This window comes from Roseibium album (assembly GCF_965233825.1).
Lineage (GTDB): Bacteria > Pseudomonadota > Alphaproteobacteria > Rhizobiales > Stappiaceae > Roseibium > Roseibium album.
Genome location: NZ_OZ247583.1, coordinates 1,707,756 through 1,723,525, shown reverse-complemented (window position 1 = coordinate 1,723,525; position 15,770 = coordinate 1,707,756). Strand labels below are relative to the sequence as shown.

Annotated in this window: 16 protein-coding genes, 1 tRNA gene and 1 pseudogene; 6 read left to right on the top strand and 12 right to left on the bottom strand. The window is 55.1% G+C overall.

Features of this window, described 5'->3' with window-relative positions; all coding sequences use genetic code 11:
* Positions 1-178 precede the first annotated feature (178 nt).
* Complete coding sequence (locus ACO6TI_RS08030) at positions 179-796, bottom strand: VPLPA-CTERM sorting domain-containing protein (RefSeq protein WP_422384722.1); 618 nt, start codon at positions 794-796, stop codon at positions 179-181.
* A 317-nt stretch (positions 797-1,113) separates the two neighbouring features.
* Between ACO6TI_RS08030 and ACO6TI_RS08025 the strand changes: the two genes are divergently transcribed.
* A complete protein-coding gene (locus tag ACO6TI_RS08025) occupies positions 1,114-2,865 on the top strand; it encodes a helix-turn-helix domain-containing protein (protein ID WP_422384721.1) in 1,752 nt (583 codons plus the stop codon).
* Between the two features lie 310 nt (positions 2,866-3,175).
* Here ACO6TI_RS08025 and ACO6TI_RS08020 read toward each other — a convergent pair whose 3' ends face one another.
* On the bottom strand, positions 3,176-5,293 hold the full coding sequence (locus ACO6TI_RS08020; protein WP_422384720.1) for an EAL domain-containing protein: 2,118 nt from the start codon (positions 5,291-5,293) through the stop codon (positions 3,176-3,178).
* 332 nt (positions 5,294-5,625) lie between these two features.
* Here ACO6TI_RS08020 and ACO6TI_RS08015 point away from each other — a divergent pair, with 332 nt between their 5' ends.
* Positions 5,626-6,042 (top strand): septal ring lytic transglycosylase RlpA family protein, encoded by a 417-nt coding sequence (locus tag ACO6TI_RS08015; RefSeq protein WP_055391849.1) that lies wholly within the window; start codon positions 5,626-5,628, stop codon positions 6,040-6,042.
* Between the two features lie 365 nt (positions 6,043-6,407).
* Here the strand turns inward: ACO6TI_RS08015 and ACO6TI_RS08010 are convergent, their stop codons facing one another.
* On the bottom strand, positions 6,408-7,964 hold the full coding sequence (locus ACO6TI_RS08010; RefSeq protein ID WP_422384719.1) for a cryptochrome/photolyase family protein: 1,557 nt from the start codon (positions 7,962-7,964) through the stop codon (positions 6,408-6,410).
* A 245-nt stretch (positions 7,965-8,209) separates the two neighbouring features.
* Between ACO6TI_RS08010 and ACO6TI_RS08005 the strand changes: the two genes are divergently transcribed.
* Positions 8,210-8,286: transfer RNA gene (locus tag ACO6TI_RS08005), tRNA-Arg, on the top strand.
* 184 nt (positions 8,287-8,470) lie between these two features.
* A complete protein-coding gene (locus ACO6TI_RS08000; protein ID WP_422384718.1) occupies positions 8,471-8,623 on the top strand; it encodes a hypothetical protein in 153 nt (50 codons plus the stop codon).
* A gap of 156 nt (positions 8,624-8,779) precedes the next feature.
* On the opposite strand, the pseudogene ACO6TI_RS07995 reads toward ACO6TI_RS08000, so the two are convergent.
* From ACO6TI_RS07995 to ACO6TI_RS07955, 9 genes and pseudogenes are all read right to left on the bottom strand, one after another.
* Positions 8,780-9,802, bottom strand: a pseudogene (locus ACO6TI_RS07995) (recombinase family protein); the annotation flags it as partial.
* Between the two features lie 8 nt (positions 9,803-9,810).
* Positions 9,811-10,071, bottom strand: a complete 261-nt coding sequence (locus ACO6TI_RS07990; RefSeq protein WP_422384717.1) for a hypothetical protein — start codon at positions 10,069-10,071, stop codon at positions 9,811-9,813.
* Between the two features lie 360 nt (positions 10,072-10,431).
* A complete protein-coding gene (locus tag ACO6TI_RS07985; RefSeq protein ID WP_422384716.1) occupies positions 10,432-10,704 on the bottom strand; it encodes a hypothetical protein in 273 nt (90 codons plus the stop codon).
* Between the two features lie 2 nt (positions 10,705-10,706).
* The gene (locus tag ACO6TI_RS07980; RefSeq protein WP_422384715.1) at positions 10,707-10,955 is read right to left on the bottom strand and encodes a hypothetical protein; all 249 of its coding nucleotides are present in this window, start codon (positions 10,953-10,955) and stop codon (positions 10,707-10,709) included.
* 16 nt (positions 10,956-10,971) lie between these two features.
* Positions 10,972-12,579, bottom strand: coding sequence for a type IV secretory system conjugative DNA transfer family protein (locus ACO6TI_RS07975; RefSeq protein ID WP_422384714.1), 1,608 nt, complete (start codon positions 12,577-12,579; stop codon positions 10,972-10,974).
* A gap of 2 nt (positions 12,580-12,581) precedes the next feature.
* The gene (locus ACO6TI_RS07970) at positions 12,582-12,830 is read right to left on the bottom strand and encodes a hypothetical protein (RefSeq protein WP_422384713.1); all 249 of its coding nucleotides are present in this window, start codon (positions 12,828-12,830) and stop codon (positions 12,582-12,584) included.
* Between the two features lie 38 nt (positions 12,831-12,868).
* Positions 12,869-13,045, bottom strand: coding sequence for a hypothetical protein (locus tag ACO6TI_RS07965; protein WP_422384712.1), 177 nt, complete (start codon positions 13,043-13,045; stop codon positions 12,869-12,871).
* Between the two features lie 17 nt (positions 13,046-13,062).
* Positions 13,063-13,197 (bottom strand): hypothetical protein, encoded by a 135-nt coding sequence (locus ACO6TI_RS07960; protein ID WP_422384711.1) that lies wholly within the window; start codon positions 13,195-13,197, stop codon positions 13,063-13,065.
* Between the two features lie 21 nt (positions 13,198-13,218).
* Positions 13,219-13,515 carry a hypothetical protein gene (locus ACO6TI_RS07955; protein ID WP_422384710.1) on the bottom strand — a complete coding sequence of 99 codons (297 nt, stop codon included), beginning with the start codon at positions 13,513-13,515 and terminating at the stop codon, positions 13,219-13,221.
* A 173-nt stretch (positions 13,516-13,688) separates the two neighbouring features.
* Here ACO6TI_RS07955 and ACO6TI_RS07950 point away from each other — a divergent pair, with 173 nt between their 5' ends.
* Complete coding sequence (locus tag ACO6TI_RS07950) at positions 13,689-14,186, top strand: hypothetical protein (RefSeq protein ID WP_422384709.1); 498 nt, start codon at positions 13,689-13,691, stop codon at positions 14,184-14,186.
* A 554-nt stretch (positions 14,187-14,740) separates the two neighbouring features.
* Positions 14,741-15,304 (top strand): helix-turn-helix domain-containing protein, encoded by a 564-nt coding sequence (locus ACO6TI_RS07945; RefSeq protein WP_422384708.1) that lies wholly within the window; start codon positions 14,741-14,743, stop codon positions 15,302-15,304.
* Positions 15,305-15,770 lie beyond the last annotated feature (466 nt).

Sequence of the window (15,770 nt, the reverse complement as noted above, 5' to 3'; positions counted from 1 at the left end):
ATTGACAGGCCTTTGGGACGTTTGGACCCAGACAGCGACCTCTTGACCGCTCGGTACGAGGGCGCGCGACGGTGTCCGAGAAATGGGCTGCGCCCGCCTCACGGTAGTTCTCGTCCCAGTTGAAGTGGGTGGCGATTGCGGGCATCAAAGATGCCGTCCTTCTGAGATTAGCCGGATATCAGCGAGCCTCGTCTGTCTTGCGCCGCGCTTGAACCAATCCAAGCCCGGCGAGCCCGGCAAACAACAAAAGCCCACTTGCAGGAAGGGGAACGGCGGTGATCTGCGACGGGGTGAAACGGGCAAAGACAATTTCGTCGATATTGGACGTATCAGTAGAGAGTTTTATGCGTGAGGTCGTTGAAAGATTGTCGGTGTCGCCAGGCTCATTCCAAAAGCTGATTGTTCCTGCACTCACAGATCCCGGCAGGAACTCATACGGAACACTGATAAAGCCAAAGTCCAAAGTGCTTGGTTCAATGCCGGCAGTCAGTGCGGGATCACTGTCGAAATCTCCCAGGGGTCCATCGAGGAAAACCGTGTTCAGGAGACTTGTGGCCGCTGCAATGGCCAGAGTGCGTGTCGAGAAGTCAAAGTCGGATGCGCTGGTGCACCCGTTAAACAGCGCCACGCAGGTGCCATCGACAAATTCCACATCGTAGAACGTGCCGTTGACATCGACGTTTCTAGCGCCCAGCAGCTGGCCGCCGGCGACGTTCAACTGCACTGTGGCCGCGAGGCCCGATGTGGCTGTCAGTGCAACCAGAGCGGCGGCTATGGCAAGTGACCTGATGGTCATTTCTATGTCTCCTTGTGAAAGGTCCTGATTGACAGGCCTTTGGAACGTTCGGGCGCAGCAGGACGCCGGCCCCTTGACCGCTCGGTACGAGGGCGCGCGCTACGTCGAAGGCATGGTGTGCACCCGCCTCACGGGAGTTCTCGCCTCGGTTGAAGTGGGCGGCGATTGCGTGCATCATCAATGTCAATTTTGCTGTGTGAAGAAAACCGCGCGACTGACTTTTGACCGAAACGTGGCCAATTTTGTCCCAAACGAGTGCAGTCGGATGCTGCGAATTCGCATAGAACCTTCGAAACGCACAGTCTTGATTGGGGACGATGATCAGAAAATTTGTGATCGCCTGCGTGCTGTTTTTGCTGACTTGCGGCAGCGGTACCGTCTGGGCTGAGGACGCGCGGAATCCGGCATGCCAGCAGCCGGAGCAGACGGCTCCAGAAGCCTTTTCGCTCTCGGACGGGCCGATCGACCAACTGCGCCCTCTTGGAGCCGAATACTATCTCGATCCTTCCGGAGACGCCGGGCCCGACCGCATTGTCACCGAGGCCTTCGCCCCCGCCGCCTGCAACGGGATATTCAAAGCGCCCTTGCCGGGCCAGTCCGCATGGCTGCGGTTTGCGCTCTCCAACCCGCATGGCAAAACCCACCGCTGGGTGATTGGCCTGATGGAGACAATCTTCGACGAGGTGACCCTGTTCGAAGAGAGGGATGCCAGGCTGGTCGAAGTCGGACGCACGGGCCGCGTGGTGCCCTGGATGGACAAGGACAACACCGCTATCCGGACAGGCATTGAAGTTACCATGCAGCCAGGAGATGAGCGGGTGTTTTACCTGCGTCTCGCAGGCACCTTCGCGCCCACCATGACCGCCGTGATCATGTCGGCGGACCTGTTCTTCGGCTGGAGCACGCTGAGATTGATCATGACCGCCCTGTTTCTGGGGTATGTCGCGACAATCGCGCTGTTCAGCCTGATCCTCTTCCGGCAGATCGACGTGCGCTTCTATCAGTACTACACGCTCTACATCCTGTGCCTGTTTGTCTATTCGTTCATCTATGATGGCTGGCTAAGCAAATTCTTCGGCGTCACGCTGCCGATTACCACACTCGCCCCGATCACCGAGTTATTCGCCGGGCTGAGTACCCTCGCCATCGTGCAGTACTGCCGGATCCTGCTGAATGCCCACGACGATCCATGGGTCTGGCGCCACCTGTTCACACTGCTGTCGGCTGTGGTGGTCGTCGTGATCGGGCTGGCGGTGGTTGACCCGTGGCGCTTGTCCGGTCCGCTGCATCTGATCTACTTCCTCAGCCCACTGATCCTGCTGACGGTTGCTATCCGCAAGATCATAACGGGGCTGCCACAGGCCAGGCCCATTGCCTGCGCGCTGCTGTCGCTGAGTTTAGGGCTCTCAATTGCAGTCTTCGCGTTCATGTTCCCGCTGAACATCACCGGTGCGACCCACGCTTATGAACTGGTGCTGCTGCGACCCCTGTCCTGGGGATACTATCTCGCGATCACCGGTGAAACGCTGTTCATGATGTTGGCCATCTCAACAATGGTGCGCTCCATGCAGAGCGAACGGCATGTCGCTGCCGTTGAGCTCGCCTCATTGGGGCAGCAGATGCAACATATCGAACAACAACACCGGGCGGCGGAGAAGACGACAACCGCGCGGCTTGAAGCGCTGGAGAATGCGCTGGCGGATGATCCGGAGACGCGGCAGCACCTGTCCGCCAAGCAACAGTTCCTCGACCGTGTCACGGAATGCGTGCTCGACAGCGTGAAGGATCAGGATTTCGGCGTTGAGAAACTCGCATCCTCCCTTGCGATCAGTCAAAAGACACTGGGGCGTCGACTGAAAGAGGCCAGCGGGCAGTCGCCCGCCTCGTTCATCCGGTCGGCGCGCTTGAACTTCGCCCGCAATCTAATCCTTCTGGATCAATACAACACCGTTGCCGAGATTGCCCATGCATCGGGTTTCTCAAGCGTCAGCAACTTCGCCAAGCACTACCGGCAAGAGTTTGGCGAGATACCAAGCAAGACCATCAATCTACTCAGGAAAAATCAATGAAGATGCAAGGGCGCATTGTGCATTTCACTCCTTTTGCGGAATGCATTTGAAGCTTAATCTGCGATACTTTATTGGTCAAACGAGCAAGTCAAGAAACAAATCGCCGTATTTTCTCTTTTTAATATGTAAACAAGCCATTTTCACAATATTCTCAAATGTAAATTGGAACATTAATTTACTTGATTCCCTTTTTTTCCCATAAAGTGCATGAAAGCGTGGGCTCTTCACTATGCCCACTCAGACAACACCTATAAGAAAGTGACTGGCGCGCCTCTTTCCTTTCGCACTTCTCACGCTCCGGTTCCCCTTGTCAGGCCACTGTTTCCGTCCACGGTGCAGGCCGTCCGAAATGGAAGCCCTGCGCCGCCTCGATATCGAGCGTGGTCAACAGCGCAGCCTCTGCTGGTGTTTCGATGTGCTTGGCAATCACCTTCATGCCGAGGTCACGGGCAGCACCGATCAAGCCGTTCAGGATCGTCGCTTTTGAGGGATCGCGCATCACCTGCCGCGTTAGGCCCGCTTCAAGCTTGAGCCACTCAACCCGCATTCCGGTCAGACGCGACAGGACCGGCCAATGACCGGCGAAATCGTCAATTGCAGTCTGGCACCCGAACTCGGAGACAAACCTGAAAAACGACTCGACTGTTGCAGGTTCGCGCAGAAAGTCCCGTTCGGCGATCTCCAGACACAACCGGGACGCCAACAAGGGATTGACGGAGAGCCGGTGATGAAGCGCATCCCGGAAATTCGGATCGCGCGCCGATTCGGCGGAGACATTCATTGTCAGCAATGTTCTCGTCGCGGTCCGTTCGGCCGCATCAAGAACGCGGTTAAGCGTCCATGCGTCAACCTGTGCAATGAACCCGGAGCGCTCTGCCGCCGATATCCAGGCGCGCGACGAAAGGCCCTTTGCACGGTCACCCTGAAGCCGCAGCAACACCTCCATCCCGCAGACTTCACTGGTCGCCATTGAGACGATCGGCATGGAATAGAGCACCAGCTCCTTGCCGCAAAAACTTTCCGGCGCGGGCACGTTGGTCTGCTCGCCATTCCCCGAAGGACAGTCTCCGGATGTAACCTGGTGAACCTGGACGGACTTGCCGCCAATCCGCTTGCCGCGCAGACAGGCACTGTCGGCCAGTCCCAGAAGAGCCGTTGCGTCTTCGTCTTTCAGTTCGATCGAGCGGTCCAGGAACGCCACTCCGACCGAGCCGCTGATCGTGAAGACCCGGTCCTTGAGCTCAAGCCTGATCCCACTGAACCCCTCAAGGATCCTTTCAGCAAATTCAAGTGCCGTTTCTTCACTGGTCACCGGCAACATCGCGGCAAATTCATCGCCGCCAATCCGCGCCACAGTCCCGAATTCTCCCAGGGTCAGCTTCAAGCTGTTGGCGACGTGCAGCAACATGTCGTCCCCGGCGTCGTGGCCGCCCAGATCGTTGACCTTCTTGAATTCGTCCAGATCGATGTAGAAAACGGCAAGCCCGGTTTCCCGGTCGCAGCACATCCGGTCCAATTCGCGCCGCAGTGACCGCGTGAACGCCCTGCGGTTTTCCAGCCCGGTGAGCGGGTCCTGATAGGCCAGCCTCTTGTTTTCGGCAATCTCCCCAGGATTGTCCACGTTGTGCCGGATTACAGCCATCAAGGTTGGCTGCTCCTTGTTTGCCCTTGGGTCGGCCGGTATCGGAACCAGCCGGACTTCACACATTTTCGGCCCGCTCGACCCGTCATCGGTATCGGGTTGGCCGGGTTCCGGGAGATAAACCGATTGGGTCAGTTTGCCGCCAGCGCACTCCAGCGTTTCGACCAGCAGGTCCGGATCATAACTGGCTCCGGTTGCCTGCAGGAGGGTGTGCGCCATAGCACCGGCGCTTTCCGAACCATCAAAAAACAGGAGCTCATCCGGAAAACAGTCAAGGAACCTGCTGTTCAACTGCCGCGCGGTATCCGGCAGGGATTCTTCTGAAACCGGACCGTCCTCAACCTTACCGGCTTCGCAGGTCAGCTGGTCCCAGTCAGCCGGCTCAGCTTCAAACTGGACAAGCACGGCCTCGATGTCGTGTTTCAAGAAGACATGCGATGTACAGGTAAGGTGGTGGCAGAAAATTGCGCCGGAGCGCAAACGCACTTCCCCGCTAACCTCCGCCGGTAGTCCGCTGAAAGCCGCCGACAAAATCAATTCGCAGCGCTTCCAGCTCTCAGCGGAAAGCAATGATTGGAGCCCCTCGGGAGCAGACTGCACCGCGAGGCGGTCACAAGTCGCAGCGAACTGCTTGTTGCGAACCAGTAGGCTTCCATCCCTTGCCACATAGGCAGCGGCAAAGGGTAGTGCGTCCAAAAGAGACGCATGAAATGCCGACAATGTATTGCTCTGCGCGCGAGCGAGATCTTCCCGCCGGTCGCGCATCAACCGATGGCTGATTTGCACCAGACAGCCCTTTCAAAATAGTCTGTATGATTGGCGCCAACTCAAATACATGTGCGCCGCCCCTTGAAAATTATTACCATAGTTTAACCACTAAAATCGCCGAAGCAAAACAACTCACAACTCTTAAAAATATTATGGTTAATATTAAATTTACTAATCATTTTCAAATTTAATTCTAATTAGTGCCTTTCTCTACTATTATTCTCTTAAATTCAAGGACTTGCCTTAATTTGATCATTTCACTGACGTAGAGGCAGCTCGTACTTCCCCTGAAGTGCCACAGTTCCTTCATGTGAGAAATCTCCTCGCTGACGTTTGTTATGAGTTCCGTCATGTATACCAGTCTTGTTATTCCAGCCTTCCGCACACTGGCACTTTGTGCTGTCCCGGTGCTCTTTTTAGGTGTAGGCACAGCCACCTCGAAAGAGGCTTTTCAACAGTGCGGGAAAGCGTCCTGGTACAAGCTGGGTGGTACAACCGCGAACGGCGAACGCGCCAACCCGCAAGGCTTGACCGCAGCACACCGCTCCCTGCCCTTTGGCACTCTCGTCGACGTGACGAACCTGGCAAACGGCAAGACCGTGACTGTTCGCATCAATGACCGGGGGCCCTTTGCCAAGGGACGTGTCATCGATGTGACCTTGGCCGCCGCGAAACAGCTCGGATTTGTCAACAAGGGCATCACCAAGGTGCGTGTCACCAGCGCCGATGCAAAGAAAATCGCCAAACATACGCAGAAATGCCGATAGTTTTTTACAAGACTACCGGGAAGCCGTCAGCGCACAGAAACAGTCAAGCAAATCCTGTGACAGTCAATTCACTGATTTTACATATGTAATTTTCGTGCACGTTAGTTTCACGATTGACTCAGTATGAATAACGATCAGTCGCATTACAGTGAATCAAAAAATAAAATATTTTACGGTAATGACATTCACAGGAGATGCCGCTAGAGTTGCCGCCGTGGTCGATGGGGCCACGTGCACAGTAACTTTATTCGCGCAGTCTTCGGGCTGCGCGTTTTTTTTGTTGACCGTTTATGTCCGTCTTCACTGTCCCGGAGTTGTGGTCAGAACACGCATCTGAACGTTGCCGGCGAACTGGTACTTATCCGTCAAACCTTCTGCTTTTCATCGAGCCGTTTCAGGAAGATTGCCGCGCTCTCGCGAAGCGCCTCTCGTTTCTCTCCGTCCATTTTGTTCCAGACCGCATAGACCTGACCTAACCGTGGGTTGTTTTTCATTGATTGCTTGTGCCGGGCGAGAAAGTCCCAGTAAAGAGCGTTGAACGGACACGCGTCGGCTCCATTCCTGGCCTTTACCTCGTAAGGACAGCTCCCGCAGTAATCGGACATCTTGTTGATGTAGTTGCCGCTCGAAATGTATGGCTTGGACGCCAGAAGACCGCCATCGGCAAACTGGCTCATGCCGAGGGTATTGGGGAGTTCGACCCATTCGTATGCATCCGCATAGACCGCCAGGTACCATTCGTGGACCTCTTGTGGATCGATGCCGGCAAGAAGGGCAAAATTTCCCGTAACCATCAGACGCTGGATGTGATGCGCATAGGCGTCCCCGATGGTTTGACCGATCGCTTCGGCCATGCAGAGCATGTCCGTGTCGCCGGTCCAGTAGAAATCCGGCAACGGGCGGGAAGCGCCAAGGCCGTTGCTTGCTGCATAATCTGGCATGTTCAGCCAATAGATGCCGCGCACATATTCCCGCCAACCAATGATCTGCCGGATGAAGCCTTCCACCGCATTCAGCGGTGCCGCGCCCTTTTGATACGCGGCCACGGCTTTGCGGCAAAGATCGAACGGGTCGAGCAGACCGGCATTCAGGTAAGCGGAGACGACCGCATGATAGAGAAATTTCTCTCCCTTCAGCATCGCGTCCTGATATGTGCCGAAATCCGCAAGGGCGTGATCCAGAAACGCGTCGAACGCCTTTTCGGCATCCGCCCGGGTGACCGCGAACCAGAAGGGCCGCAGGGTGCCGATGTGATCGGTGAAACGACGCTCGACCAGCGTCAGAACTTCGACGGTGACCGGATCCGGTGAAAATCGAGGTGGCTCCGGCATGAACAGATCTGCGCGTGCAGGCTTGCGATTGTCCGCGTCATAGTTCCACCTGCCACCGGCAGGCTTGCCGTCGTCCATCAGCAACCCGGTTTTTTGGCGCATGTCCCGATAAAAATGCTCCATGCGCAGCTGCTTGCGACCTGACGCCCAGGCCCGGAATTCGGCACGCGAACAGAGGAATCGCGTGTCGTCCAGAATGTCGACCGGCAACCCGGACGCCGCCTGCCAGGTTTTCATGTCCTCCAGAACACGCCACTCTCCCGGCTCCGTAACGACAATTTTCTGCGGCGACAGGCGACGGCAGGCACGCTCGACCTCACCGCGAAAAGATCCGGTATTGCCGTCGTCCTCAAGCTTCACATAGTCGACAGACCAGCCGATCCGGCGCAACTCTTCAGCGAAGTGGCGCATGGCGGACAGAACAAAGGCAATTTTCTTCTTGTGATGGCGGACATAGGTCGTTTCCTCATGGGCTTCGACGAAAAGCACGCGATCCATTGCCTTGTCGGCGGCTCGCAAGCTCGACAGCGAAGGTGTCAACTGATCTCCAAGGATCAGAACGAGATTTCGGCAACCGGTTTCATGCGTCATGTGTGCCAGGGATCTGTTGTCTGTTACTGACGTCTACGCACGAAACGGGCAGCCCTATCACCTGCTGCGATATTTCTTTCCGTTTGCGCTCCGTTTCTTCCTGCCTTTGTGACCTTGACCTGCAGCCAGGCGCTGGTCGCTCGCCGAGATATCTTGTCCAGTATCGCCAAAAACCCATTGCCCGACGCCGCCGGATCTAGTATCAGACCTCTCTATCCGCCGCGCAGTCTTTCCGCGCCGGCCTGGCACCCGTAGCTCAGCTGGATAGAGCGCTGCCCTCCGAAGGCAGAGGTCACAGGTTCGAATCCTGTCGGGTGCGCCATCTCCGTTTTTCCGCAGCAAATATCCTCTAACGCCTTGAACGGTAAAGATATTTCCGGTGTTCGAAAACCGTTTTCACGGTCATAGGCCAGTTGGTCCGCAAATGCCAGTTTGAGGACCGTTTGACGGTGCTCAATACTGCCCTTTTCCCATAGTTTCCAAGGGTTTGAGAGGAAATCCATGGAGTGTTCGAACGTCTCCTCGTAGGTAGCCAGTGGTGTGCCGCATTTTTCGATCCGCTCACGGATGACCATGCGATCAGTTTCAAGATCGCCAATGCGTTTCTCATAAGCTCGAACAACAGATTCGCTGTCCGCTTCTACGAGGCGATCCATTAGCTGAGCGATCTTGCGTTCAATCTGAGAAAGCTCAGCTTTCATCGATTGGCCGTGGGTCTTCATGGTCTTCGCGCGTTGCTCCCAAAGGTCGCGGAACAATGATGATCCAAACTCAAATAGCTCTTCGGTGGGGCGTAGCGCCTTTAGCAGTTCCTCGAACTCACCTTCGACCAGTTCACGACGAACAGACTTCCCCTTCGCCTCACAGTCTTTTTGGCGGCAGAGGTAGTATGGATAGCGTGCAGTTTTGCCCTTGGACCAATTCGCGGTGAGCGGCTTTCCACAGGAGCCACAGAGGACAAAGCCACGCAGCGGGAAATCCTCGCTGATATCCTTGCGTGCAGGAACCCGTGTAATGCCGTTCAAACGATTCTGGATCGTCTTGAAGGTGTCGAGGCTGATCAGACCTTCATGCTTTGCAGGGCGGAACGAAACATCCCATTTCGGCACTTCCAAATAGCCCGCATAAAGTGGCTGTGTCAGGAAATCGTTGACACGCTGATTGGTGACTTCGCCCCGTGGGGTCTTTGGAAAGACGGGGTGCGTTTCAAGAAAGCGCTTCACTTCCGCCTGCGTCGAAAACCGCTCGCTAGCGTATCCTTCCAGCGCTTCACGCAGGATCGATGCGCAAGGTTCGTCGGGGTGCAAGACCTTGCCTTGTCCTGGCACCCGCTCATATCGGTAGCCGACCGGAGCCCAGAATACCCAGTAGCCATTTAGAGCACGCGCCCGCATGCGGTTAAGGGTCTGTTCGCCATTCTTCTGGCGCTGGTGCTGAGAGACGCTGGCAAGCAGGTTTTCTATGAGCAGGCTATCGCTGTCTTCGCCAAATTCGAGCGAAGGCGATTCAAGAATGCCACCCGCCTTACTGAGTGCAGCACGAAGTTCGAGATGGGCTTGGACTCCACGAGCAAGGCGGCTGATGTCGTCGATGATCACAACATGCGGTTGCCGACGGCTCTTCCGCAAGAATGCGAGCATGGCTTGCATACCAGGGCGGTTTATGAGGCCACCGGATGCGTCATCCGTGAACACTTGGACGACATCATAACCACGAAAGGATGCGTACTCTCGGCACCTTGTTTCCTGAGAGTGCAAGCCCGTGCCTCGTGTCGTCTGCTTTGTATCAGAGACACGGCAATAAATTACGGCTTTGCTGCTTCCTTTCTTGTCTTTCATCGAATCCATCATCCTTCCGTCAGCGACGCTGCGGCGTCATCACTACCACATTGTTTTTGCTTTGTTCTCATCTTATCACATCGAGAGTCAGGGAGAAGGACTTTCTTGTCCCTTGCCGCGACACTCAACTGCGCAGGGTGAACTCCCCATGCCGCATCGATGAAAGCGCCCATGATCTCAGAAAATCTGTGGATAATTTCATCGGCTTGCTCTGCCGAGTAGCCGAGCTTGCGGACGGTATCGCGATGCTTTTTCAATAAGTCTTTCACGAGGGCACACTCCCCTCCTTTCAGCAATGCTACGCGTGCTGATCTGTTAATTTCCTTTTTCGACAATATGGCAGTACATCACCCAACTTCGGGTGATAGCCGCAAAAAATATCTGCGCAAATACTGCGTTTATATACTTTCAGTATACTTCATAATTCGCCTGAAACGCAAACTCAGCAAGGGTTTCAAGAAAAAGGCCTTGCTCTCGCAAAGCGAGCTCAAGGCCCAAAAAGACTATCTCTTTTTATTGAGGAACGTCGACCCGTTTTGATCTTTACAGACTTTGGGGGAAGGTCGAGTTAGAATTATTATGTACTATCTAGATAAATATTTCAATTTATACACGGATTGAATGGCGAGCTACCGTTCGTGATCAAAACGCGCTTTTGCGTAGCCCCCAAGGCGAGCAAATGTCTGTTGCGTCTGAAACTCGCTTTGCGCGGCATTGAGACTGGCTTGCAGTCGCGCGATCCGCATACGCCCTTCATTCTCCCTGACGCGGCGAACATTGCCCGCAGCACTGTCGTCCGGTTCAAGCGTCACCGTTGGCGTTGGCTTGGTCCGTTCGCGGAGACGACGCATCAGCTCCTCTTTCGTGGAGATCATTGAATGACCGTCGCCCTTGAGCGCCATGTTCAGCGCTCCCTTTGATCGCGACGACGGCGGCGGGGTTGCTCCTCGCGCGCCTCTTCCAGACGCTCCTTGGGAGTCCGCAGAACGATCCGACCATCGACAGGGACAGAGTCGAGCTGGACCGTATGGCCTTCACCGTCCTTGTGCGGAAAGGCGACACCGACGCGGTTGAAATAGGACTTTTCTTCTGGACCTTCCTTCACGTGATAGGCTTCGAAGCTCGGGCGGTTCTTGTTTGATTTCTCCGTCATTGTTTTCTCCTTGTGTTCAGGTTGGGCGGTAGCCGTCCACGTAGGACCACATCCCGCTTGAATATTGGGGGAGATGTGAAAATTGCTGCGGCACGCGCTCATTGATGATCCTTGCACGGCGCTCACCCCATCTTGAGGGGATAGCCACGGAATCATGCGGCAGATGAAACGGATTGGGCAGGAAGCGCCCGGCAAAGTCAGCGCGTGCGTAGTAAGGATGCTTCTCCGCTAGTATCGGTTTGAGGTTTTTGCCGGAAACGAACAGCAATTGTTTGTCTTCAGGCATCGAGAGAATTTCCTCTGGCATCATCAATGCACGAGCCTGCTTTGTGCGATGTTCTTCAGCATAAGCGTGGTACTTCATGTCCGCATAGGCCGTGAACGGATCGCTTCCGTTCATGATGCTCATTGTAGCATTGAGCTTTTGACGGCGGGCATCCGCCTGTCTGAGACTGTCATCATATTCAAGGGTTTCTGTCCCGAGCATTGATGACACCATTTGTGCAGTCTGATAGTCGCGAACGCCAAAGAACTGGCGCAGCGCAGACGATCCCATGAAGCCTTGGAGAGCGGGCGCACCGAAGTTGCGGACAATCTGCCCAACATCCTGAAACAGTGCCCAGACCTGCACGCCAGCACCGCGCCCAAACGTGAATGCGCGCAGCAAAGCTTCAAAGTTTCCGAGCTGGCCCGCCTCGTCGATGATCATCGTGACGCGCGGCGCTGATGGCGCGCGAGACTTGTAGAGCATTTGAACCGTAAACATCGTGCGAAGGATTGGAGACCATAGACCCACGTATTCAATGGGCACGTTAATCGCCCAGCTCGTGGGCTGGCTCGCATTGCAGGTATCCGCAAGCGAAGCATCGCTCCCTTCGAGGGCAGTCTGAAGCATCGGGTCATCGAGGAAATTGAGGTGTGCATAAACTTCGCCGATGATGCTCCCGAATTCCTTTTCGCTTTCCTGTTGCTTTGCCAACATCTCCCCAGCAGTGCGCTTCACGCTATCCATCGACGAGCTAAGCATTGCTTCAAGGCAGTCCGCCCACGAACCTGAATCCGACTCAATCCAGTTGATTACTCGGTAGAGCGCGGGGAAACTGACGCGCCCGTTGCGCTCAACCAGCATTTTTATGATGTTCTCCACCCACTCCCGTGCGCGCAACTCGAAGTATCGACCATTAGATGCGCCGCTCGTAGGGATCAGGCTTTCAGCGATGAACTTGCAGTCTGCGTGAAAGTGCGGATCGTCCAACCGCAAAATGTCCAACGGGTTCATGCGATGCTGCGGCAGTCCGCGCATCCCCGTCGGATTCCAGCAGTAGAGGGAGCTGTCATTGATGGCGAAATTCACCATGGTGACGGCAGCAATCTCGCCGCGAGGGTCGAGAATGAAGTTGCGGTGTCCTGCGTTGCGAGCCACCGCAAGGGCAAGAAGATCGCGCATTTTACCTGAGCCTGCCCCTGCGACGGTGATGATCGGGGCGTCAGTTTCAAGACAAATGGGCTTGCCTCCGGCATAGCCGATTTGAAGCCCGCTGGTCCTGAAAAGACCCGCCCGCCTTAGATCGCTTTCGTCGGACCAAGCGGCAGAACCAAAGCGATAATCTTCATTGCTCAGCATCTCTATTTTCCTTTGAAAATGCGGTCATGCGTTGCCATGACCTGCGTTTTTTCTGGGGTAGTCAGGACATCGACTCCCGCGTCCGGGTGAAAGCACTTGATGAAGTGCGCCCGTATCTGGCGCGGCTTCACCGTCGGATGAAACGCATAGATCATCCGTATCCAGACACAGATTTTGACATCCGATGCGATGTCTGACTTAGGCGATCCGGGCGCATAGCAGCGCTTGAAACGATCAAAGATCGGCTGCATTTCCGGTTCGGTAAATTCAATTTGGATAGTGTTCATAGCTATTCGCTCGGCCCGAATAGAAAGGAGAGAACCAAGAGGACCGCAGCGAGCATGATAAGCGCGCCGAGGACTTCCAGAAATGGGTAGAGCTTGCGTTCAAGCTCATCCATCTTTGCTTGTTTGAGCTGCTGGAAATCCTCGTAGGTGCGGAAGATTTTGGTGATAAGATCATCCATTTACAATTCTCCATAGATCAAAGCGATTGCATCAGGCCCTTGATTACGCCGACAAAAACGGCCCCCCAAATCATCGCTCCGACTGAACAAACGAGGGTAATTTTCAGCTTTTCGAGAAAAGACAGGCGGGTCTTTGGACGTTCTTCAAACATCTTGGATTCCTTTGTTTGATTTCACAGAAAGCGGGTCGCGAGCGCGATCCCGCCCATCACCAGCGCCGTCGAGATCGATGCGCGGGAGATGAAGAAGACCAGGGCGGCGCATACGCCACCCCAGATGAGGGCGGTCATGTCTTCGAAGCCGTAGCCGTAGTGACGAGCCGAGAAGGTCTGAACCCAACCGATGGATTTGCTGTAGAGTGGCGGAGCCCCGAGAAAGGTCACGAGGGCCGCCAGCGTGTTGGCGAGACCCTGGATGGATGACATGAAGATCGACCGGCCCGCATCCTGATGCTTCTTCATAAATGACATGCGTAAACCTCGATGTTGCCGCCGAACTTGAATGCCGACGACACCACCATGGCAAAGCCAGAACGCTAATCAGGGGGGATAGGCTCGATTTAATTTGAGATTGTCTATGAGCACCTGCCCGCTCTTGTCAGGCGGACTCCGATTTTGCGATGATGCCGACCGGAGGTGCAGGCATGGATGCGAATATTCTGGAGAGCGAAGGACAGCGCAATCCGCTGGACTTTGAGAGCGTCAGCAGAGCTGAACTAGAGGTCTTCGGTTTGATCCCAGAACTATGTCCGGCCCTGAATGAGGCACACTGCCGCTATATGAGAATGGTGGGCTACTACTCGTGTACGGACGAGGCTGAAGACCGTCAAAAGAAGCTAGATGGAGAAGAGTTTGCGCCGACGCTCAAAGAATGGGCCCTGGTTGAACCCCCGCACAATCCGAATTTGTGCGCACTCTTTTTGAACAAATATTGCGGTCTTCCATTCGATCAGGCACATGCTTGGCATCGTCGCGTCGAGGCGCAGGAATGGCGACAGGGGCTCAAGCGTGTCCACGGTGTCACTATGTCTGAGCAGTATCAGGCTCGTATGGATGACAAAACCAACAAGATGACGACAGCGACGTTGATCAAAGCGGACGGTACGACCTCAATGATCAACGCCGACGATGTTCCGTTCTAGCCCCCCTCCATTTGCGTCGGAGGGTGGTTGTCATTGGCAGCTCGCGCACCCCACATACTCGCCTCGAATGGATATCGTGTCGCCAATATAGTCGCTACAACGCGTATCTTCTCTCGCGACTCTGTACGAGGGCGTGGCTGCACTCCATCCCGAACTGGTTTGCACAAAAAGTCTCTTGCCCACTCCCGCATGCTGTGGACCTCAAGGGCTTCTGTATTTAGAAATACCTCGTTTCCGTTTTGCACAATTCGCCCGCGATAATCGCGATATATGTCGATAAGAAAATCCACCCAATGATCGGCGCTAATTCCAAGCTGAGAAGTGAATGCGCGCAAATCTCGCAGGAATAGCGGATCAGCAATACGGCGATCTGTAACGACCTTCGTCGTATCTTTTTTGCAGTACCCGAGTATAAAACAATTCGCGCAGAGATACATGCTCACCACTCCTAGATTTCCTGCATTCATTAGGCGCTTGTGCGCCGTGCTCATGTCCGCGAAGCTAGGAGAACCCACCGGAGCGGGCGTTCCGGAAAGTTACGGAAATCGAGACGAATGGCATTTGGACAGGCCTTCGGGCAGTTGATCAGGTCCAAGAGAGGGATCGAGGGGCTGACTCAGCAGGCCTTGGCCGTCACCGCGTTCGGTGATGAGCGATTCAAGACTCGCATCTCCGAGCTGGAAAACGGCAAGGTCGGCAAACCTCAGACCAGGACCATCGATGCTCTGGTCGTTGCCCTAAATATCTCCAATGAAGAACTGAACGCGATCCTCAACGAGGAGCCACATCCGCGCGTGATCGACAACTTGTGCGACTTCTTCGATGCCGACGGAACGGGGTTTGTCGATATTGAGGTGGCTACCAACACCTCAGGCAAAGCGGTCCTGTTTCATAACCGCTTGCTGAAGGTTGAGATCAAACGAGCCGAGTACTTCCTTGAGGAAGCCATGTTCGTCTGCCTAGAGGAAGGTGGACGCAGGCGTCCTGCGGGTTTGCCGCTTTCGCCCGAAGTTACCGAAAACTTGATGAAGTGCAGCGAAATTCTGTTCGTTCACCTTGAGGACGGGACGCAGAAAGCGACAGCAGGTAAAACGTATCCGCTGAAAATTGTACCATGACATACGGCTGATCTTGCGCCGCAACATTCACACGCGTTTTTCCCAGTTATATCAATAAGTCCGACCCGCAAGATGTGCGGTGTACTACACCGCAATCTTGGCAAGGGAGCCCGCTGCGCGCTCCCGTTGCATCCCTCCGGCCCTGGCTCCTTCTGGGCATTGAACCCATCCAGAGCCATCAGATCGTATCGCCGATCAAACACTCGCGGGAGACTTCGCTCTCCCTGCACCCACCGATCAAAGGGGCTATCGCGCCCCTTGTGAAATCCACTCGTCAGGGTAATGACCCCCGACACCTGCCAATCAGGGGAGCGTTCCTGCTCCCACCGATACCCCCATGACCATTTCATGGAGACGCCTTCAGCGAGACCAACCCTGCGCGGTTTGGATGCCGATCAGGTCTGTCGCGACCCGATACCTCCGACCAAGAGCCTCCCTGTGCTCTTTGGAAACATGGGCCAACCTT